10 protein-coding genes are annotated in these 23,362 nt (G+C 37.5%); all 10 read left to right on the top strand.

Translation table 11 applies throughout. The annotated features are described in order from the left end of the window. Window positions 1-41: 41 nt before the first annotated feature. The 10 genes from H6F47_RS00575 (at window position 42) to H6F47_RS00525 (ending at window position 23,349) form a co-directional block, all read left to right on the top strand. A complete protein-coding gene (locus H6F47_RS00575; protein WP_190647267.1) occupies window positions 42-7,754 on the top strand; it encodes a non-ribosomal peptide synthetase in 7,713 nt (2,570 codons plus the stop codon). Further along, window positions 7,751-12,010 (top strand): non-ribosomal peptide synthetase, encoded by a 4,260-nt coding sequence (locus tag H6F47_RS00570; protein ID WP_190647265.1) that lies wholly within the window; start codon window positions 7,751-7,753, stop codon window positions 12,008-12,010. The genes H6F47_RS00575 and H6F47_RS00570 overlap by 4 nt, the downstream gene beginning before the upstream one ends. A gap of 66 nt (window positions 12,011-12,076) precedes the next feature. After that, the gene (locus tag H6F47_RS00565) at window positions 12,077-13,255 is read left to right on the top strand and encodes a 2-isopropylmalate synthase (protein ID WP_190647263.1); all 1,179 of its coding nucleotides are present in this window, start codon (window positions 12,077-12,079) and stop codon (window positions 13,253-13,255) included. 300 nt (window positions 13,256-13,555) lie between these two features. Next, window positions 13,556-16,075, top strand: a complete 2,520-nt coding sequence (locus H6F47_RS00560) for an ATP-binding cassette domain-containing protein (protein ID WP_242027290.1) — start codon at window positions 13,556-13,558, stop codon at window positions 16,073-16,075. Between the two features lie 213 nt (window positions 16,076-16,288). Then, the gene (locus tag H6F47_RS00550) at window positions 16,289-16,453 is read left to right on the top strand and encodes a microviridin/marinostatin family tricyclic proteinase inhibitor (RefSeq protein ID WP_096571775.1); all 165 of its coding nucleotides are present in this window, start codon (window positions 16,289-16,291) and stop codon (window positions 16,451-16,453) included. A 446-nt stretch (window positions 16,454-16,899) separates the two neighbouring features. After that, window positions 16,900-17,877, top strand: coding sequence for an MvdC family ATP-grasp ribosomal peptide maturase (locus H6F47_RS00545; protein ID WP_137666028.1), 978 nt, complete (start codon window positions 16,900-16,902; stop codon window positions 17,875-17,877). A gap of 171 nt (window positions 17,878-18,048) precedes the next feature. Beyond that, window positions 18,049-19,041, top strand: a complete 993-nt coding sequence (locus tag H6F47_RS00540; protein WP_190346679.1) for an MvdD family ATP-grasp ribosomal peptide maturase — start codon at window positions 18,049-18,051, stop codon at window positions 19,039-19,041. Window positions 19,042-19,065: 24 nt separating this feature from the next. After that, window positions 19,066-20,865, top strand: coding sequence for an ATP-binding cassette domain-containing protein (locus H6F47_RS00535; RefSeq protein WP_137666026.1), 1,800 nt, complete (start codon window positions 19,066-19,068; stop codon window positions 20,863-20,865). 115 nt (window positions 20,866-20,980) lie between these two features. Continuing rightward, window positions 20,981-22,645: a GUN4 domain-containing protein gene (locus H6F47_RS00530; RefSeq protein ID WP_137666025.1), complete on the top strand. Its 1,665-nt coding sequence runs from the start codon at window positions 20,981-20,983 to the stop codon at window positions 22,643-22,645. Window positions 22,646-22,839: 194 nt separating this feature from the next. Beyond that, window positions 22,840-23,349: an ureidoglycolate lyase gene (locus H6F47_RS00525; RefSeq protein WP_190647260.1), complete on the top strand. Its 510-nt coding sequence runs from the start codon at window positions 22,840-22,842 to the stop codon at window positions 23,347-23,349. The last annotated feature ends 13 nt before the right edge of the window (window positions 23,350-23,362 follow it).

Here is a 23,362-nt window from a genome sequence, read left to right as displayed (position 1 = left end):
TCTCTGTGGTGCGATAAAAAATAAATTTCAACAAAAATATTATGAGCGACTTACTAAAACAACTTGAAAAATTATCACCAGAAAAACGAGCATTAGTTCTACAAAAACTAAAAAAGCAACAACAAACCCCACTCCTCAAACCAGTATCACGGGAAAACCCCCTTCCCCTCTCCTTTGCTCAACAAAGACTGTGGTTTATTGACCAACTAGAAGGAGAAAATGGTGTTTATAACGTGCCATTTTTCTGGCAAATTAGCGGTATTTTAAATATTAATGCCTTAGAAAAAGCTATTTTAGAAATTGTCCAACGTCATGAAATTTTACGCACTAGCTTCTCTGTTGTTAATGAATCACCCATACAGGTAATTCACAGCCAACCTACGTTAAAAATAGAAGTCCTAGACTGGGGACAAGTACCAGAAAAAGACCAATTCAGCAAAGCGCAACATTTAGCAACAGCAGAATTACAACAGCCATTTGATTTATCGAAAGCTCCTTTATTACGAGTAAAATTACTGCAACTAGCTGATCAATCTCATTTGCTTTTATTGGTCATTCATCACATAGTTTGTGATGGTTGGTCAATGGATATTTTCCGTAAAGAATTGTTCAGTCTTTACACCGCTTTTTGTAATGGAGAATCTTCCTCTCTACCTGCATTATCTTTACAATATGCTGATTTTGCTCACTGGCAAAGGTCATATTTACAAGGAGAAACTTTAAATAAACAACTCAATTACTGGCAACAACAATTAGCAGAGGTTCCCCCATTATTAGAATTACCTACCGATTATCCACGTCCATCAGTCCAAAGTTTTCGCGGACGTAGTGAATTTATCCAAATTAATTTAGATTTAACACAAAAATTAAAGCGGTTAAGTCAGGAGTCAGGAACTACTTTGTTTATGACTTTACTGGCAGTATTTGCGCTGTTATTGTCTCGTTATAGTAATCAAAATGATATTGTAGTTGGTTCTGCGATCGCCAATCGTAACCGCAGAGAAATAGAACCATTAATTGGCTTTTTTGTCAATACTCTGGCTTTGCGTACCAACTTACAAGGAAATCCCAGTTTTATAGAATTACTGCAACGGGTAAAACAGGTAACTTTAGATGCTTATGATCATCAAGATTTACCCTTTGAAAAATTAGTTGATGAATTAGGATTAGAGCGATCGCTTGCTCATCATCCCCTATTTCAAGTCGCTTTTGGTTTACAAAGTGGAACTCCCGAAACACTTTTAATTCCTGGTTTAACTCTCACCCGCTTTGAGTGGGAAAACACCACAACATTCTTTGATTTATCCTTAATTTTCCGGGAAACTCCCCAAGGTTTAACCGGAGAATGGGAATATGCAACGGATTTGTTTGCAGAGACAACTATTCAAAGGATGGTGCGCCATTTTGAGGTTCTGGTACAGCAAATTATTGATCATCCCCATCAATCAATTAATACTCTATCTTTGCTGACTCCAGATGAAATTCAGCAGCTACAAACATGGAATCAAACAGAAACAGAATATCCTCAAGATAAAACTTTTGTTGACTTATTTGCAGAACAAGTTATCAAAAATCCTGATAATTTAGCTGTAGTTTTTGCATCTGAAAGTCTAACTTATCAACAGTTAAATGCAAAAGCAAACCAACTAGCTAATTACTTAATTGAAAATTACCCAATACAACCAGATACCTTAATCGGTATTTCTGTAGAACGTTCTTTGGAAATGATTGTTGGTATTTTAGGGATTCTGAAAGCTGGTGGTGCTTATGTACCCATTGATCCCAACTATCCCCAAGAACGAATTGAGTTGATGTTAGCAGATTCTGGAATATCGGTTTTATTAACTCAAAGTTGTTTAGTAGATAAATTACCTTTAGATAGTTTAGAAAATACTGTTAAAGTTGTTTATTTAGATGAAGAAAGAGACAAATACCCATTGTCAATTGTCAATTGTCCATTGTCAACTGTCAATTACAATAATTTAGCTTATGTAATTTATACCTCTGGTTCAACAGGTAAACCCAAAGGAGTAATGATTGAACATCAAGCAATTGTTAATTTAGCTTTAGCTTGGAGTGAAAAATTCCAAGTAAAAAATGAAAGTCGTTTACTACAATTCGGTTCTTTTAGTTTTGATTTATCCATTGGTGAAATTGCGACTGCTTTACTAGCAGGTGCTTGTTTATATTTAGGCAATAAAGATACTTTATTACCTGGTGAAAGTTTAGTTGATTTTTTAACTAAACACAAAATTACTCATGGGTTTTTATCACCTTCAGCTTTATCTGTTTTACCAAAAGTGAGTTTACCAGATTTACAATATCTGGCTGTTGGTGGAGAGGCTTGTTCGGCTGAATTGGTAAGTCAGTGGGGAACAGAACAACATTTATACAATTGTTATGGTCCGACAGAATCTACTGTGACGGCTGCTATTTATCTTTGTCAACCTAATAGTCAGATAAACAGCAAAAAACCACCAATCGGTAAACCATTACCTAATATCCGTATTTATATTTTAGATGCCAATAATCAACTATTACCCCCTGGTATCCCCGGTGAATTGTGTATTGCAGGAATAGGTTTAGCGCGGGGTTATCTTCATCGTCCTGATTTAACAGCCACAAAATTTATTGATATTAACTTATTTGGTAAATCTGAACGGATTTATAAAACCGGTGATTTAGCTAAATGGAATAATGAAGGATATTTAGAATATTTGGGTCGCATTGATGAACAAGTAAAATTACGGGGTTTTAGAATTGAACTGGGTGAAATAGAATCACTATTATTACAACATCCATCAGTTAAAGAAGCTGTGGTGATTTTATATGAAACTGATAACAATCCCAGGTTAATTGCCTATGTTACAGAGTCAGAAAAAACCGCTGGCTTGGCGTTTAAGGGGGTAATTGAAGTAAGAGAATACCTCAAAAATCGCTTGCCAAATTATATGATTCCTAGCCAGATTATGGTTTTGGAAAACTTGCCCTTGACTGCTAATGGAAAAATAAACCGTCGTGCATTACCAGCACCAAACACAGCCACTGCTGCTGATTTGGAAATACCAGTAACTCCCACAGAAGAACTACTCGCTAGTTTATGGCAAAGTTTATTAAAAGTTAACTCTGTTGGTCGTTCTGATAACTTCTTTGAATTAGGTGGAAATTCCCTGTTAGCAACTCAATTAGTTGCCCGCATTCGTGATATTTTCAGGGTAGAAGTACCTGTTCGTAAGATATTTGAGCAAAGCATTTTATCTGAGTTGGCGAGGGAAATTGATCAAGCATCTGCGAGTGTGGCTTTACCTCCTATTTCACCCCAGTCAGAAAATGAACCAAAAACTCTGTCTTTTGCCCAATCAAGACTTTGGTTTATCGCTCAACTGGAAGGAAAAGGAACTTCTTCCACCTATAATATGCCGATCGCACTCCAACTAGACGGTAAATTAAATGTAGAGGCTCTCCGGCAAAGTTTAACTTATTTGCTAGAACGGCATACAAGTTTACGCTCTTATTTCCCAGCCTTAGAGGGAGAACCCCAAGTAGTAGTTCAAAATATTGAAGATATAGAAGTATTAGAAATTGCGGACTTACAAACACTCGATCCTCAGACACAAGCGGAAACTGTACAACGGTTAGCAGATAGCCATGCACAAGCACCCTTGAACTTAAACACTGGACCCCTGTTCAAAGCCAAACTACTGCAACTAAGCCGGCAAAAAAATGTCCTACTGATTAATATGCACCACATTATCAGTGATGGCTGGTCAATGGGTGTCTTTAAACGGGAATGGGAACAAGCTTATGCTGCTTATGCTGTGGGTTCTACTCCCAACCTATCACCATTACCGATTCAATATAGTGATTATGCAGCTTGGCAGCGCAATTGGTTACAGGGGGAAATTTTAGCCAGTCAAGAAAATTATTGGCAACAACAACTAGGTGATGCACCTCGTGTACTGGAGTTACCAACTGATTATCCTCGCCCAGCACAACAAAGTTATCAGGGTGAACATGAGGAATATTGTTTAAGCAGGGAACTAACACAGCAACTCAAAGTCCTGAGTCAAAAACACGGGGTGAGTTTGTTTATGACCCTGTTAACGGCTTTTAGTATTTTACTATCGCGTTACAGCCGCCAAGAAGATTTATGTATTGGTAGTGCGATCGCTAACCGCACCCATAGCTATACAGAAGGGTTAATCGGCTTTTTTGTCAACACCTTAGTATTGCGAAGCAAAATCAAGCCAGAGCAAAGTTTTAGTGAATTACTCCAACAAACTCGCCAAACTTGCTTATATGCTTATGCTCATCAAGACATTCCCTTTGAGTATCTGGTAGAAAAACTACAACCAGAACGCAGCCTCAGCCGTAATCCCCTATGCCAAGTGATGATAGCTTTACAAAACACCGAAGGCGTAGGGAAAAATGTTAGTTTACCTGGGTTAGATATTAAAACATTCGAGCAAAGTTTCCCTTTTGCTAAATTTGACCTGGGACTTGATCTGCGGGAACATAACCAACAACTCAACTGTGTCTGGGAATATGCCACCGATTTATTTGCGACGGACACAATTAAGCAGATGGCGAGACACTTTGAAGTTTTGCTAACAGCAATTATAGCAAATCCCCAGCAGCCTATCAGTAAGCTACCACTCATTACCACAGCAGAAATTCAACAATTGCAAGCGTGGAATCAAACAGATAGCGATTACCCGCAAGACCAAACACTGGTAACTTTGTTTGAACAACAAGCCGCAAAAAACCCTGATCAAACTGCAATAGTTTTTGCAGATAGCAGCCTTACCTATCATCAGTTAAATCAAAAAGCCAATCAAGTGGCTCATTACCTAATTCAAAATCACCAAATTCAGCCAGACACCTTAATTGGTATTAGTGTTGAACGCTCTTTGGACATGATTATTGGTGTACTCGGTATACTCAAAGCAGGTGGCGCATACCTACCGATTGATCCCAATTATCCCCAAGAACGAATTAAGTTCATGTTAGAAGATTCTGGGACATCGGTATTATTCACCCAAAGTTTCCTCAAACACCAATTACCAACTAATCAACTAGAAAACCCACCTCAAGTAATTTGTTTAGATCAGGAAACGTTTGCTCAGGAGTCAAAAGAAAATCCCCTGTCTCAAAGTACACCCAATGATTTAGCTTATGTCATTTACACCTCTGGTTCTACAGGACAGCCCAAAGGGGTAATGATTGAGCATCGCGCAATTGTCAATTTAAGTTTGGTTTGGGCGCAAACTTTTCAAATTCAACCCCAAAATCGCTTGTTGCAATTTGGTTCTTTTAGTTTTGATTTGTCTATTGGTGAAATTGCCACTAATTTAGTCAGTGGTGCTTGCTTGTATTTGAGTGATAAAGAAACTCTGTTACCTGGCCAAAGCTTAGTTGACTTTTTAAGTGAAAACAAAATTACTCACAGTTTTCTTTCTCCTTCAGCCTTATCTGTCTTACCAAAGGTGAGCTTCCCTGATTTACAATGTGTGACTGTTGGTGGAGAGGCTTGTACTGCTGAATTAGTTAGTCAATGGGGAACAGAACAACGTTTATATAATTGCTACGGACCGACAGAAACCACTGTGACTGCGGCATTAGCTCCTTGTCAACCTAATGGCAAAAAACCACCTATCGGTCAACCAATATCTAATCTCCGCATCTATATATTAGATCCACACAACCAACCATTACCCCCAGGAATACCAGGGGAATTGTGCATTGCTGGTGTGGGTTTAGCCAGAGGTTATCTCAACCGCCCGGAATTAACTGCCGAAAAATTTATTGAAGTTGAATTATTCGGTAAAACTGAGAGGATTTATAAAACTGGTGATCTAGCCCGTTGGCTAACTGACGGCAATTTAGAATACTTAGGCCGCATTGACCATCAGGTAAAAATACGTGGTTTTCGGATTGAATTAAGTGAAATTGAAGCGACATTAGTTCAACATCCCAAAATTCAGGAAGCAGTTGTCACTGTTCGAGAAGAAACTGATCTCGATAAACGCTTGGTAGCTTATGTTGTACCAACAGCAACAGAAGACAACACAAACCCAGATGAATTGGTGGAATTGTGGGAAGACATTTTTAATACTAACTATGCTCACCAAACAACGCCCACTGACGACCCCACCCTAAATATAGTTGGTTGGAATGATAGCTACACAGGCCAACCCATTCCCCCAGGCGCGATGCAAGAATGGCGAGATACAACCGTTGAGCAAATTCTTGAACTTCAACCCGAAAGAGTTTGGGAAATCGGGTGCGGTTCAGGGATGTTATTGTTTAAAGTCGCACCCCATTGTCAGCATTATTTTGGTACAGATTTTGCGCCAGAGGCATTGCAGTACATATCACAATATCTAGAACAGCAGTCACTCCAAGAAAAAGTTACCTTAAAAACTGGTGCTGCTCATCAGTTTGATGGTATTGAAACCAATGCTTTTGACTTAGTAATCATCAATTCTGTAATTCAATATTTCCCCTCTTTAAATTACCTGTTGTCAGTTATTGAAGGGGCAATTAAAACTGTCAAGAATCAAGGCAAAATCTTGATTGGAGATGTGCGAAATCTCCACTTATTAGAGGCTTTCCACACCGCAGCCGATTTTTATCGCGCCCCTGATGATTTATCAATTCAGGACTTGCGCCAACAAATTCAAAACAGCATTCGCACCGAAGAAGAATTATTAATTGACCCTGATTTCTTTATCGCCCTCAAGCAAAGATTTCCTCGGATTAGTCATGTCCAAATTGAATTAAAATGGGGTTACAGTCATACGGAAATGAGCCGTTTTCGTTATGACGTTGTTTTGTACTTAGATCGGGCAGATATTACCCTGAAGCAACCGGAATGGTTAAATTGGCAAGAGCAACAGTTGAATCTGGAAACAATCGAGAGAATTTTAACCACCCAGCAACCAGACTTACTAGGGATTAAAAATATTCCTAATGCTCGTCTAATTCCAGAAATGGCGTTGTTAGAAAAAATTCCTCAATTAGATGGTACTGTCACCGACTTAAAAGCAGTAATTTCCCAAGCCCAATCAGGTATAGAACCAGAAACTTTCCGAAATTTAACGCGAGATTTGCCCTATAAGGCGTTTATTCAATATAGCTCCACAGGATTTGCTGATTATGATGTTGTGTTTCAACGCCACATTCCTGGAGAGGTGACAACACCAAAATTTGCGACAAAAGGCAATTGGCGACTGAAACCTTGGCAAAATTACGCCAACCAACCTTTACAATATCGCAACAGTCAATTAGATCCAGCTTTATTAGCAGAATGGCGGGATTTTCTGGGCAAAACTCTGCCTGATTATATGATTCCTAGCCATTTTGTGGTGTTGGAAAAACTGCCACTGACACCAAATGGCAAAATAAACCGTAAAGCCTTACCTGCACCAGATCAAATTGTCACCACAAAAAATATTGAATTACCTGTTACAGAAACAGAAAAATCCCTGGCGCAGATATGGGCAAGGTTACTCAAATATGAAGCCATAGCCCGACAAGATAATTTCTTTAACTTGGGAGGACATTCATTACTCGCTACCCAACTGTGTTATCGCATTCGTGACACTTTCAATATAGAACTGCCACTGCGTCAAGTATTTGAGACTCCCACCCTCATAGACTTGGCAAATTATATAGATAGTTGCCTTTGGGTTAATTCGACAACCACAGATATACAACCTTTAAACTCAGACGAAGAGGAAATTGAACTATGACCATAACACACAATCAGCAAATAGTTTCTTTAATGCTTCGTTTGCAGAACATGGGCTGCCGAATTTGGGCTGAAGATGATAAGTTACGGATTCGGACTAGCAAAAATGCCCTGACTGCGGAACTGAAGCAGGAAATTCAAAACCACAAAGCAGAGATTCTCACCTTCTTGAAAGCTGCTAAAACACAAGCTGTGATCACCGCAGAAATTCCTGCTTTAAGTGCTGACTCTCCCAAGCTTCCGTCCTTTGCTCAACAACGTCTCTGGCTATTAGCACAACTCCAAGGGTCATCAGCTACTTACAATATGCCGATCGCTTTACAACTGAACGGCAACCTGAATATTGATGCCCTACATTCTAGTTTGGCTTATCTGCTGAATCGGCACGAGAGTCTGAGGATGTATTTTCCTACAGTTGCCGGACAACCACAAGTTGCCATCCGCAGTTTAGACGAGATCACAGTTTTAACAGTACAAGATTGCCGGGAATTAGGGACTGGGAACAAGGGAGAGCTTGATTTAGATACCCAATGCCCAAATATCCAAGATTTAATTGACGCTCATGCACAAGAACACTTTGACTTAAATACTGGCCCTTTGTTTAAAGCTAAACTGCTGCAATTGGAGGTTTATCCTGAGCGAAGCCGAAGGGAGCAAAAATCTGTCTTGTCCATCAATATGCACCACATTATCAGTGATGGCTGGTCAATGGGAGTATTTTTGCGGGAGTTATGGCAGGCTTATATTGCTTATTCTCAAGGTCAAACCCCAACTTTTGCTCCTTTACCGATTCAATACAGTGACTATGCAACTTGGCAACGCCACTGGTTACAAGGAGAAGTATTAGAAAAGCAAATTGATTACTGGAAACATCAACTAGGTGATGCTTCCCCATTACTGGAATTACCTACTGATTATCCCCGTCCAGCGCAACAAAGTTACAGAGGCGATCGCTATATTTATTCTCTTACACCGGAATTAACTGCTGCTGTTAATGCTTTTAGCCAACAGCAAGGCGTAAGTTTATATATGACCTTGTTGGCTACTTTGAGCATTTTACTATCTCGTTACAGTCGGCAAGAAGACTTATGTATTGGTTCTCCCATTGCTAACCGCACCCATAGCCAGACTCAAGGGTTAATTGGCTTTTTTGTCAATACTTTGGTTATGCGTCAGCAAATCAAACTAGATCTAAGTTTTATTGAGTTTTTACAACAAACTCGCCAAACCTGTTTAGATGCTTATGCTCATCAAGACGTTCCCTTTGATGTGCTGGTAGAAAAGTTACGACCAGAACGCAGTATGAGCTATAACCCTTTATTCCAGGTCATGTTTACCCTGGAAAATAATGAAAGTCCAGATTTGGATTTATCAGGGTTAGACATTGAATGGTTGGGAGTTAAGGGTGCGATCGCTAAGTTTGACTTAACCCTGATGGTGATCGAAGATGATCATCAGTTAAATTGCTCTTGGGAATACGCCACCGATCTATTTGCAAGGGTTACTATCCAACGGATGGCGGAACAGTTTGCAGTTCTGCTTCAAGGAATTATTGATCATCCCCACCAATCAATCAATACTTTACCTTTGATGACAGGAGAAGAACTGCTAAAACTACAACGCTGGAATCAAACTCAAACCGATTATCCTGAAGATAAAACTTTAGCTCAACTATTTGAACAACAAGCAGCAAAAACCCCCGATCAGGTTGCAGTAGTTTTTGACGACTACAGCCTAAACTATCAACAATTGAATCAAAAAGCTAATCAATTAGCTCATTATTTACGGCAAAATTACCAAATTCAGCCGGACACTTTAATTGGTATCTGCGTTGAACGGTCTACAGAGATGGTGATTGGTTTACTTGCCATCCTCAAAGCTGGTGGTGCTTATGTGCCAATTGACCCTAATTATCCCCTAGAGCGGATAGGGTTGATGTTAGCAGATTCTGGGACATTGGTGTTACTGACTCAAAGTTTCCTCTTAGACCGATTACCTTTATCTCAACTGCAAAACCCACCTCAAGTAATTTGTTTAGATGAGGAAATTTTTGCTGGGGAGTCCACAGCAAATCCGCGTCCTCACAGTCAGCCGAATGATTTGGCTTATGTAATTTATACCTCTGGGTCTACAGGAACACCAAAAGGAGTAACAGTTCCTCAAAAAGCTGTTAATCGCTTGGTGTTGAACACTGACTATGTGCAGATCCAACCTACAGACAGAGTTGCTCAAGCTGCGAACATTGCTTTTGATGCTGCTACCTTTGAAATTTGGGGAGCGATCCTGAATGGAGCAACGCTGGTGGGAGTTAATCAAGATGTACTGCTTTCACCTCAGAAATTTGCTACGTACATCCGAGACACAGAAATTAGCATCCTATTCTTGACCACAGCTTTATTTAATCAGTTAGTTAGTGCTGTCCCTCAGATATTTAATTCTCTGCGATGTTTGTTGTTTGGTGGGGAGGCCGTTGATCCCAAAACAGTCGAGCAGGTACTTACTCAAGGTTCTCCCCAAAGATTCCTTCATGTATATGGGCCGACAGAAAACACCACATTTTCCTCTTGGTACTTGATAGAGGATGTACCAGCAAAAGCGATTACCATTCCCATCGGTAGGGCGATCGCTAACACCCAACTCTACATCTTAGACAAATATCTGCAACCTGTACCCATTGGTTTACCAGGAGAATTACACATCAGTGGTGCAGGGTTGGCGCGGGGTTATCTCAACCGTCCCGATTTGACTGCCGAAAAATTTATGGAAATTGAATTATTCGGCAAAACTGAGCGCATTTACAAAACTGGGGACTTAGTAAGATTGAAACCTGATGGCAATATCGAGTTTATTGGTCGTATTGATAACCAAATCAAACTCCGTGGTTTCCGCATAGAATTGGGTGAAATTGAATCAGTCTTGTTGCAATACCCTACTGTCAAAGAAGCAATTGTTACTGTACATAAAACTGAAAATAATCAGAGTTTAATTGCATATCTAACAGGAATTACCCCTGATTTATCGCCCCAATTGAAAAATTACCTGAAAACTCGTCTACCTGATTACATGATTCCTGCTCAGATCATGGTTCTAGACGAGTTACCCTTAACCCCCAATGGCAAAATTAACCGGCAAGCTTTACCTACTCCTAATATTGGGGTTCAAGGTTCATACACACCACCACGCAACAAAGTCGAAGCACAATTAGCGCACATTTGGTCTGCTATTCTGGAACGTCAAGAAATTGGCATTCATGATAACTTTTTCGATTTGGGCGGCCATTCTTTATTAGCAGTCAAATTACTCAATCTTGTACAACAAGAGTTTGGACAACAACTGGCTTTGAGCAGTTTATTTCAGAATCCTACTATTGCTCAACTAGCACAAACATTAGGTAATAGGGAGATGGAACAATCAAATTCTGATTTAGTACCGATTCAGCCTCTAGGAGATGCAACCCCCCTATTTTGTGTATCTGGCTCTAACGGACACAGCTTCTATTTTCGAGATTTGGCAATCAATTTAGGTATTGAACATCCTGTCTATGGACTCGATGCGCCAGGAAGAGATGGACTGAGCATACTTCCTCACTCAGTAGCCGACCACGCAAGTCAACTGATTTCCCAATTACGTCAACAGCAACCTCAAGGACCTTATATATTGCTGGGGTACTCTTCCGGTTGTAGTGTCGCTTTTGAAATAGCCTCCCAACTGGAGCAGCAAGGTGAAAAGGTGGGTTTGCTAGCTATCTTGGATGCGGGATTGGTTTCTAATCCGGAACATTTCAAAAATAGAGCAGATATTGATTGGATTTGGCAAATAATCCAACGCATCGAAGCTTTAAAAGGAGTTTCTCTCGGTTTAGAATACGCTAATTTAGCGGCTCAAAGCGATGACGAATCCCGTTGGGATTTGGCGGCAAGTTATCTATACCGTCATAATGCCCTACCGGAACACTCCAGCCTTGCTTTACTCAAAACTAATATGCAAGTGATGAGAGTGCAGACGCTCAATTACGTAAATTATCAGCCTGTTCATCGAATTTCTGCCCCGATTGTTTTATTCCGTGCTGAAGACGTGCCGGAAATAGTAGTGCGAGAACTCCAAGCACTGACCAATTACGATTTACCGGACTGGGGATGGCAAGCTTACACACCAAACCCTGTGAAGGTAATATCTGTACCTGGAAATCACGGACGGATGCTTTATGAACCCCATGTCAAAACCTTAGCTTCACACTTACGGCTGATGATGATTTAATCAATAAATCACTCATAATCATCAACCTGACTTTTTTAATTTTGCATTTTAAATTGGGATAAAAAAATGAAAACTCTGCCAATCAAAATTTCTGATGAAACCTTGCGGGATGGAGAACAACAAGTTGGTATTTTTTTCTCTCTACCAACCAAACACAAACTTGCCCATCTCATTGCACAGACAGGAGTCAGTGGATTTGCCATCATGCCGAGTGTTTGTGAGCAAGAATCAGAGCTTGCCAAAACATTAATATCAGATGGATTAACTCATCTGATTACTGCTTCTACGATGATGGGAAAAGAGTACATTGATCAGGCAAAAAAATATGGAGTTAAGCGGATCATTCTCTTCCATGCTGTTTCTGATCGCTTGCTGTTTTTACGCAATCCCCATGTGCGTTTGATGAGCGAATACCAAGACAAAACCATTGATGACGATATCCCATCTCACATCATCAATAAAATTCGTCAAGATGCTCTTGATGTGATTGTGGAAAATCTGCGCTATGCCACACAAGTTGCAGGACTAAGAGTAGAATTTGCGGCTGAGGATGCTTCTAGAGCAGATTTTGACTTTTTAGTACAGTGTATCTGTTCATGCGGTCCTTATATTGAACATTTCCTACTGTGTGATACGGTGGGGGTTCTGAGTCCAGAAAAGAGCTATATCTGGATCAATGATTTATTGCAATCCACTACAGGGGTAGAATTAGGGGTACACTACCACAATGACATAGGGTTAGCTTTAGAAAATACTCTCCAGTCCGTGATAGCGGGAGCGACTACAATATCAGGAACATTTTGTGGTATAGGAGAGCGAGCCGGCAATGTTGCTCTAGAGCAAGTATTAAATGGGTTGCGTGTCCGTTTTGGTATTGAAGTGGAGGGTATAAACTATGATGCTGTTGAGGTAGTCACCAATTATATTGAGCAAATGGGGATTCGTCCTGCACACCCCTATTCTCAAACTGCACAAAGTCACCAATCAGGTATTCATGTCAACTCTCTGTTTCGTGATCCCCTGAGCTATGCTATATTTCCCCACAACGATGTAAATATTGTCTTTGGTAAGTGGAGCGGAGTCAGTAATTTTCAATATCTCTTTGAAAAACAACTGCAAAACCCTCAAACCAGACAAAAGTATGAGAAAATGCGTGCCGTCATCAAATCTATGGCGACAGAACAAGAACGCTATTTTACAGCCAGCGAAGTCTTAAAACTCTGGAAGGATGGTATCTTTGAATAGTCTATTTTGTAAATTGACCATTAACACTTACCATTAGACACATCCGAAAAAGAATGTAGAGACGTTTCATGGAACGTCTCTAGAAGGGTTTAAAATCACCCATATTTAATTTATCGGACAGGTCTAATCATTAAAGACTCAGGATAATTTCGACTTCATCCTGATCATTAACATAGGAATGTAATGTTATTTTATTTGTGTTAGTCATAAGCCTGGCTTTTACTAACAAATAAATTATACGTTTATTAGCCCTTTTGTTCTCTGTTATCTGCTCCATAAGACTCAAATAATTTTTTACAGATGCAAGCTACAACTTTTATTAATAAATCCGCCAACGATAATTCTGCTTCAGGTACTAATCAATTTTGGAAAAATTTCCAAGCGGTTGTCGGTCCATATTGGTATCCTACAGATGCAAATGGTAGAGCATTTTCAGAGGTGATTCGCACTTATGGAATGTTGGCTCTTCTAGTATTATTAATTGTTGTTATGGTAGGTGCAACAGTTTTTAACAGCTTTGTTAACCGCTATTTAATAGATGTTATTACACAAGAAAAGGATTTAGAAAAATTTAGTGATTTATTATTGCTTTATGGTTTTGCGCTGGTTTTGGTAACAATTTTAGTAGGAATTTCTAAATTTGTTAGAAAAAAAATAGCTCTTGAATGGTATGAATGGCTGAATAGTCAAATTTTATCAAAATATTTCAATAATCGGGCATATTATAAAATCAATTTTCAGTCCGATGTTACCAATCCAGATCAACAAATATCACAAGAAATTGAGCCTTTAACTAAAGATTTTCTCAGCTTTTCAGCTACATTGCTAGAAAAAGTCCTAGAAATGACAGCTTTTTTAATACTGCTCTGGACGCTCTCTAAATTTGTAGCAGTTGCTTTAGTTTGTTATACAGTAGTTGGTAATTTAATTGCTATTTACTTGGCACAAGAATTAAACAAAATTAAGCAAGAAGAAGTTGAATCAAATGCAGACTATACTTACAGTTTAACTCATGTGCGTAATCATGCAGAATCAATAGCTTTTTTCCAGGGAGAATCACAGGAATTAAACATTGTTAATCGGAGATTTAATAGGATTGTTCAAAGTGTTAAACGCAAGATTGATTGGGAAAGAAGTCAGGATATTTTTAATCGAGGATATCAGGCGGTTATTCAAATATTTCCATTTATAGTATTTGGACCAATGCAAATTAGAGGAGAAATTGATTTTGGAGAAATTTCCCAAGCTGCTTTAGCTTGTAATTTGTTCGCCACAGCAATGGCTGAATTAATCAAAGAATTTGCCACTTCAGGAAAATTTTCTAGTTACATTGACCGTTTATTTGAACTTTCGGAAGCGTTAAAATCTGTCACTAAAGAACCGGAAAATGTCAGTATAATTAAGACGAAAGAGGAAAAGCGACTAGCTTTTGAGAATGTTACTTTACAAACTCCCAATTATGAACAGGTAATTGTTGAAGAGTTGTCGCTGAGTGTTCAACCTGGTGAGGGTTTATTAATTGTCGGTCCAAGTGGTAGGGGTAAAAGTTCTTTGTTGAGGGCGATCGCTGGTTTGTGGAACTCAGGGACTGGTCGTGTGATTAGACCACCCCTAGAAGATGTATTATTTTTACCTCAACGTCCTTATATTATTTTAGGAACTTTGCGAGAACAGTTACTCTATCCCCATACAACACGGGGAATGAGCGATCGCGCACTGGAAGCAATTTTAAAACAAGTTAATTTGCAAAACTTATTAAGTCGAATAGATAATTTTGATACAGAACTTCCTTGGGAAAATATCCTTTCTTTGGGAGAACAACAACGTTTAGCATTTGCACGTTTATTAGTTACTCGTCCTAGCTTTACTATTTTAGATGAAGCTACAAGTGCTTTAGATTTGAATAATGAAGGTAATTTATATCAACAATTACAAGAAACAAACACAACCTATATCAGTGTAGGACATCGAGAAAGTCTATTTAGTTATCATCAATGGGTTTTAGAACTTTCACAAGATTCTAGTTGGCGACTGCTATCTGTTGAGGATTATAGACAGCAAAAAGCACAAGAACTTACTACTGATAATTATGCTGAAAATTCTGGTATCACCATAGAAATTGTACCCAATAGTAAACCCGCAACTCAACCAGAAACATTAACAGTTTCTCCTGAAAATAGAGAAATTACCATAGATTTTGTATCTGATGATGAACCTGAAAATCAACCAGAAACATTAACAGTTTCTCCTGAAAATAGAGAAATTACCATAGATTTTGTATCTGATGATGAACCTGAAAATCAATCAGAAATATTAACAGATGCTTATGAAAATACAGAAATTCTCATAGATTTTGTATCTGATGATGAACCGATAAATCAATCAGAAATATTAACAGATGCTTATGAAAATACAGAAATTCTCATAGATTCTGTATCTGATGATGAACCGATAAATCAATCAGAAATATTAACAGATGCTTATGAAAATACAGAAATTCTCATAGATTCTGTATCTGATGATGAACCGATAAATCAATCAGAAATATTAACAGATGCTTATGAAAATACAGAAATTCTCATAGATTCTGTATCTGATGATGAACCGATAAATCAATCAGAAAGATCAACAGCAGATACAGGTGAAATTGTAGGGCTTTCTCATCGAGAAATGCAGGAACTAACTGACTATTCACTGGGTACTGTCAGAAGCAAGGCCAGCAAAGGTCAAACCATTACTACGAAGGATGGTTCTACCTACCGCTATAATAAAGACTCAAAAGTTTTGAAATGGGTAAGAGTTGAACGGCTTGAAAATTAAGTAAATCAACATTAAAAAACTTAATATCCAGATCCCCTACTTCTTGAAGAAGTTGGGGATAGACCAGATTTAGATTTTACGTTGCTTTACTAATAACGACATTTACTTAAATATCTTAAATATCTTAAATGTCCTTGCTTTAACACTCATTTACTGATATATCTTTCTTTGATAGCTAACATAAAGTTCCTCTGAGGAAAACAGGAATATATTATGACAACAGCAACATTAACGAATATTGAAGCCTTGCCATTTTTCGCTCGCTTCTTGGCCGCAGAAGAAGAACCACCAGAAACACCAACACCACAACCAGAAGAACAGCCATTACCTCCTCCAATATTTACTTTCAAGTGGCCTTCTGATTGCGAAGATTGCTAAATATAGTGAATCTGAAATTGCAGAAATAGCAGCATCAAAAAATTGAAAACTTCTGTTTGTTTCTGAATAAATAGCCAGATATCAAAAATATTTAAGCGATCGCTGCTGGTTGAATATCCCCGAATTCTACCCGTTGGACAGCTACCATACAGGTGTCTACAAGAAATCGGGGATTTATAGCAGGTGACAGGTGACAGGTGACAGGTGACAGTAGAGATGGGGAGATGGGAAGATGGGGAGAAATATTTACCTTCTACCTCTTACAGCAGTTTCGAGGTAAATGAGGTACAAGGTTAACAGGCAGGATGTCTGTTCCACAAGGGTTTTATGATTTGAGTTTGTACCTCACTGGTATGAAATATGCTGTAAATCCTGACTCCTAAGCCCTAATGGAAAGAATTTTTTAGCAAACCATAGTTAATCAAACTTCAATTCAAAAAGTTTTTATGCACCTGTCTCGTGACATTGTTTTATTAATTACTCACAGTGGTGATTTTTTCACAATAGATAGAGTGGCTGAAGCATTGTTAAAAAAAGGGGTGCAACCATTTCGTTTAGATACTGATAGGTTTCCGCTTGAAGTACAATTAACAGCACATTTTGATAACAACAAAATCTATCACACTATAGAATATGGCGGCTATTCTATCAGTACAGAACAAGTACAAGCGGTGTGGTTGCGGCGAATATGGAAACCAAAACTAAGTGCAGACTTAGCTCCTAAGTTTCGAGAAGCTTGTATAAGAGAATCACAAGCCACCTTAAATGGTTTCTGGGATAGTTTGCGGAAAGCGCATTGGGTAGATAATTTAGAATGTATAAATGCTGCCAATGATAAGTTGCACCAACTGCGGGTTGCTACTGAGGTAGGTTTTGTCATTCCTCAGACTCTCGTTACTAACAAAGCTGAAGCTGCAAGAGAGTTTTTCCATCAAGTCAAAGGTAAGATGGTGAGTAAGTTATTAACTCCTTTATCCCAGACTATGGAATCTACTTCTTTCTTTCTTTATACCAGCGTGGTTAAAGAGTCAGACTTAGAAAATGCGGAGTCACTGCGTTACTGTCCGATGGTGTTTCAAGAGCAAATTCCTAAACAGTGGGAATTGCGGGTGGTGTATGTCAATGGTAAAGTATTTGTTGGTGCGTTAGATGCCAGTGTTTATGACACATCTAAAGTAGATTGGCGTAAACCTGGTGTTGATGTTGGTGTATGGCAACACTATGATCTTCCTGAACAAGTGCTGCGTCATTTGCAAATCTTTATGGATAAATTGGGGCTGTTGTTTGGAGCGTTAGATTTGATTGTTACACCATCAGGAGAATATATATTTTTAGAGATTAATCCTATAGGTGAATGGGGAATGCTAGAAAAAGATTTGGATTTGCCTATTGCTAAGGCGATCGCTGATACTCTAGTTTTATAATTACTAACAACTCAATAGTTCTCTAGTTGAGGCTGGTAATTGGTAATTGGTAATAGGTGATGAAATCCCTGTTTTCATCGTGTTCATCCTTTAATCCTGGACATCCTGATTCAGACAGTTAGCCTAACTAGCAACTCATACCAAGTTTAATTAAAAACATATATTTTATTTATGACAATTTTAATAGTCACATATAGCAACGACAATGAAAGTATTCCTTTAGTGATCAAAGCAATTGAAGATCAAGGAGAAACAGCATTTCGGTTTGATACTGACAGATATCCTACAGAAATCAAATTAGATATTTATCAAGGTGATATAGAACGGGTAATGATCACTGATGGGGAAAAGCAACTGGATGTGAGTGAAGTTGCTGCGGTTTGGTATCGCAGGATGCGCTATGGGGCAAAAATTCCCAACACGATGGATCAGCAATATAGAGAAGCATCAATTAACGAATCTCGCGCTACTGTTCGAGCTATGATTGCTAGTCTTCCTGGCTTTCATTTTGATTTGATGTTCAATGTAGAAAGAACTCATCATAAACAACTACAGCTACAAATAGCACGAAAAATAGGACTGCTTACCCCACGCACTCTGACGACTAACAACCCAGAAGCAGTTAAACAATTTGCCGCTGAATGTCATCAACAAGGTATAGTAACAAAAATGCTTTCTTCCTTTGCAATTTTTGGCGAACAGGGAGAACAGTTTTTTGTGTTTACAAGTCCAGTTAAAGATGAGGATTTAGAAAATCTGGAAGGACTGCGTTTTTGTCCGATGACGTTTCAAGAAAACGTACCCAAGGCGCTAGAGTTGCGGATAACTATTGTGGGACAGCGCGTATTTACAGCAGCAGTAAATTCTCAAAGTTGTGCAGGAGCTACCTATGATTGGCGTAAACAAGGGAGAGCATTAAAAGACGCTTGGCAAGCTTATGATTTACCGCCAGATATTGAGAAAAAACTACTGCAATTGATGGCTGAATTTGGTTTAAACTATGGAGCAATTGATATGATTGTCACACCTGATGGAGATTATGTTTTTCTGGAAATTAATCCAGTTGGGGAATTTTTCTGGTTAGAAATATTTGCACCACATTTTTTAATTTCTCAGGCGATCGCAGAAATTCTTCTAACTGGTAAAAATCAAAGTAATAGATAAGTAATAGATATAAATATCGAAATTATGCAAACTCGTAGCGTTACTGATCAAACACCATTTAATCCTTTTGCCACTGCTATACAACTTTGGCGGGATTTGAAATTAGTCGCTGGTCCTTATTGGTATCCAACAGAGTTAGGAACAAGAGCATTTTCTGAAGTGATTTATTCATGGGGAATGTTTATTCTGTTGCTGATATTAATCACTTCCGTTGTGGGTATCAATAGTCTTAGTAGCTTCTGGAATCGTTACGTTTTTGATATCGTCATTGAAGAGAAAAACCTAGAAAAGTATCTAGGTACATTATGGATATCTGTTCTATTTATCGTTGTCACTGTACTTTTAGTAGCATTTTCTAAATATATTAGAAAGAAAATAGCTATGGATTGGTACAAGTGGTTGAATAATCATATTTTAACTAAATATTTGAGCAATCAAGCCTATTATAAAATCAATTTTAAGTCTAAAATTACTAATCCAGATCAACGCATAGCCCAAGAAATTGAACCTATTACCATCAATGCGTTGAGATTTTCCACTACTTTTATAGAAAAATTCATGGATATGATTGCTGCTGTAATCATTCTTTGGACTATTTCTTCACAAGTGGCAATTTATCTCATCGTTTATACAATTGTCGGTAATATATTGGCGATTTTTTTAAGTCAAGAATTAGCGAAAATTAATCGAGAAGAACTAGCATTTAAAGCCGATTTTAATTATTGTCTAACTCATGTGAGAAATCATGCGGAATCAATTGCTTTTTTCCAAGGAGAAACCGAAGAATTAAATATTATTAAACGTAGATTTGAGAATGTGCTGAAAAATTCAGAACGGAGGCTAAATTGGGAAAGAGGGCAAGATATTTTTAACAGTGCTTATCAGTCAGCAATTAGTTTATTTTCTATGTTTACGCTGACACCTTTATTTATTCAAGATCAGATTAATTATGGAGAAATTAGCCAAGCTACATTTTGTAGCTTTATGTTTTCCAATGCTTTAGGTGTATTAATAGCTGAATTTGGTAACTCAGGCAGATTTTCTAGTTATGTCCAAAGGTTAGCGGAATTTTCAGATGCGTTAGCATCGGTAAGCAAAAAACCTGAGAATTTGGGTACTTTTGGTACTATTAAAGTCCTAGAAGAACCCCGTTTAGGGTTTGAGGATTTTACTTTAAAAACACCCAATTATGAACAAGTGATAGTTGAAGATTTATCATTATCTGTTCCCCCAGGAGAAGGGTTATTAATAGTTGGTGCTAGTGGTAGGGGTAAAAGTTCTTTGTTGAGAGCGATCGCAGGTTTATGGAATGCAGGAAGTGGTAGGTTAGTTAGACCTGCATTAAAGGAAATGTTATTTCTTCCCCAACGTCCTTATATAATTTTAGGAACTCTACGTCAACAACTACTTTATCCGCATCCAGATCGGGAAATGAGCGATCGCCAACTAGAAGAAATTCTGCATCAAGTGAATTTACAAAACCTGCTCACCCGCGTCAAGAGTTTTGATACAGAAGTGGCTTGGGAGAATATTTTATCATTAGGAGAACAGCAACGTTTAGCTTTTGCTAGATTATTAATTTCTTTGCCTAGCTTTACTATTTTAGATGAAGCGACCAGTGCTTTAGATTTAAAAAACGAAGAAAATTTATATTCTCAATTACAAGCTACAAACACAACTTTTATTAGTGTGGGACATCGAGAAAGTTTATTTGCTTATCATCAATGGGTACTAGAACTTACAGAAAATAATCATTGGCAACTCTTACCAATTGCAGATTATAAGCGCCAAAAATCAATTTCTCTAACTACTTCATCAAGATAAGCTGTTGTGCATTTAATTTGTATAAGTAAGTGGAACAGGCATCTTGCCCGCTAAATGTCTAATTTATCTCTTTGGAAACTGCTGTAAATTTGGAAAATAACTGAAAATAAAACTTATGCTCACCCAAAAGCCAAAACAATTTATTAATTATAAAAGCATCAAAATTTATGAAAGAACCTATCAATTACCAGTTCTAAAAAATCCTGCTGTAAAAACACTACAAAAGAAAATTCGTGACCGTCAAAAATTAATTAAAGAAGGTGTTCGTTATCATTATATTGCTGGAATAATTAAACGTAAAACAGCAATTACTCAAGGGGAAATTTTAGCAGAAATTCAATTATTTATCATAGATTATAATCAGATTATTGATTTTCTGGAAAATTATCAGGAAAGTTATCAGGGTTTTTTGTTAACGTTGATGGATAATTTAAAGAAATTATTTCAAGCAAAATATTTAGAAATCAGAAATCTCGAAGATGCCCGAAGTAAATTAGAACTAAAAAATCAACAAAATCCGCGGATCTTAAATGAACTCAGATGGGAGAAAAAAGAAAATTTTAAAGCTGTTATCATCTTGAGTAATGCTTATTTATTAACTTTAGAGAAAATTAAATTAATTAGTGAAGGTATTAGTAAACTGGCAGAAGACACTAAGAATCAAAGAAAAATTGTACAACAAATAGTTAAAGATTTAGCAGTATATCAAGAAATCTACGAGTATCAACAAAAAGCTTATAAAATTCGTCAAGAAATAGCTAAACTTGCCCATAATGCCATTAATTTTGAAGATTCTATTCAAGATTATTTTAGTCCTTTTCAATCTTTAATAGATGAAGTGATGAAAGTAGATGAATATTTTTATGCAACTGTGGGAGATATTAAAAATCTAGGGGAAAATATTTTAAATTATCAGTCCAATTTATTTACAACCGAAGACAATGAAGCCTTTTCTCAAACTTTTCTTGATTTTATGGTAAAAAGTTATGAGAAAAATTCTCGATTAAAAGATGTTTTAATTCAATCTCAATTATTAAATTGGCAAAGCCCAAATTTTGATACCAGTGAAAATGGCTTATTCTTGGGTCAAGGTATTGATTTAATCTCAAATTATATATCTCAACAAATATCTCAACAAATCCAAACTCTAGACAAAGCAGAAGTAAATCTTGTCTCTACATCATCTCTAGTTACGACTCAAAAGACAGAATTAATGGAAGTAGCTAATAATCAGATTAGTTCCCAACCAGAATTTTTGATAAATCAAAATATTGACTATACAAAATTGCGGGATCTGCTGGCAGAAAATAAATGGCAAGAAGCAGATATTGAAACTGCTAAATTAATGCTTAAAGTTATGCAAAAAAATTACTGGAATGAAGTTTATCAAGAAGATATTGAGAACTTTCCTTGTCAAGACCTGCATATTATTGACCGACTTTGGGAACAATACAGTTATGGTTATTTTGGGTTTAAAATTCAACAAACAATCTGGAGTGAAATGGGTGGTCAAATAGACTATGAAACAGAAAAGAAATTAGGCGATCGCCTGGGTTGGCGCAAAGATGGAAAATGGTTAGATTATGAAGATTTAACTTTTCAATTATCTCCAATGACACCGATGGGACACCTACCAGCTAAATGGTTACACTATGAACCAAACAACCTCAAATTATCCTCATCATCATCTACAGAAAACCAGTCAATGGCAGCTTGGCGGGTAAAATCTTGGTTAATTTGGCAGATGCACTTATTCTTTTCTCGTGTCAAAATTTGTTAAAGAAAAACAAGGTTAGATTATTCCTAAATCAATAATTCCTCATGAACTAGACTGGTAACTGTTAATATTATTTACCAATATATTATCAATCTTGTGGGGTGGGCATCCTGCCCGCCCTTGTGTACTTCACTCACATAAAATAAACTATAATTTATATAGGATATAGGATAAATAGGATTGTTGCAGGATTTTTTATGACTACATCTTCAACATTAAAACAATTAAAAGCAGAATTGATCACACCAGAAAACTTTCAACCCTATGGACAAGTAATATTTGCCAGCAAAGATGGGAAATCTTTTGATTCAGAAGACGCACAATTAAATTTACAAAACGGTATTCCTCGTTTTTATATTATGCGTTTGCACAATAAAGGAACAAAGTTTCATAAAATTACCCGTCATACCCAATGTACTCAATGTTTAGGTTCTTTAGAAGGAAAAAATTGGTTTATGGCAGTTTGTCCACCTAAAAACGACATTAACAAACCTGTATTAGAAAAACTTGCTGCTTTTCGTATTCCTGGAAATTGTTTTATTAAATTAGAAGTTGGAACTTGGCACGCAGGACCATATTTTGATCATGATTTTGTAGACTTTTATAATTTAGAGTTAAGTGATACAAATGTGGTAGATCATTTCACTCATGATTTTCTCAAAAGTCATCAGTTAGAATTTGAAATGGTTTCAACAATGGACAATTAACAATGGATAATTG

Source organism: Sphaerospermopsis sp. FACHB-1094, from assembly GCF_014696195.1.
GTDB lineage: Bacteria > Cyanobacteriota > Cyanobacteriia > Cyanobacteriales > Nostocaceae > Sphaerospermopsis > Sphaerospermopsis kisseleviana.
This window is presented reverse-complemented; position numbering and strand designations above follow the sequence as displayed.

Bases quoted from the DNA above. Each gene is read 5' to 3' on its own strand.
- H6F47_RS00575 (WP_190647267.1), top strand. From the start codon at position 42: ATGAGCGACTTACTAAAACAACTTGAAAAATTATCACCAGAAAAACGA.
- H6F47_RS00570 (WP_190647265.1), top strand. From the start codon at position 7,751: ATGACCATAACACACAATCAGCAAATAGTTTCTTTAATGCTTCGTTTG.
- H6F47_RS00565 (WP_190647263.1), top strand. From the start codon at position 12,077: ATGAAAACTCTGCCAATCAAAATTTCTGATGAAACCTTGCGGGATGGA.
- H6F47_RS00560 (WP_242027290.1), top strand. From the start codon at position 13,556: ATGCAAGCTACAACTTTTATTAATAAATCCGCCAACGATAATTCTGCT.
- H6F47_RS00550 (WP_096571775.1), top strand. From the start codon at position 16,289: ATGACAACAGCAACATTAACGAATATTGAAGCCTTGCCATTTTTCGCT.
- H6F47_RS00545 (WP_137666028.1), top strand. From the start codon at position 16,900: ATGCACCTGTCTCGTGACATTGTTTTATTAATTACTCACAGTGGTGAT.
- H6F47_RS00540 (WP_190346679.1), top strand. From the start codon at position 18,049: ATGACAATTTTAATAGTCACATATAGCAACGACAATGAAAGTATTCCT.
- H6F47_RS00535 (WP_137666026.1), top strand. From the start codon at position 19,066: ATGCAAACTCGTAGCGTTACTGATCAAACACCATTTAATCCTTTTGCC.
- H6F47_RS00530 (WP_137666025.1), top strand. From the start codon at position 20,981: ATGCTCACCCAAAAGCCAAAACAATTTATTAATTATAAAAGCATCAAA.
- H6F47_RS00525 (WP_190647260.1), top strand. From the start codon at position 22,840: ATGACTACATCTTCAACATTAAAACAATTAAAAGCAGAATTGATCACA.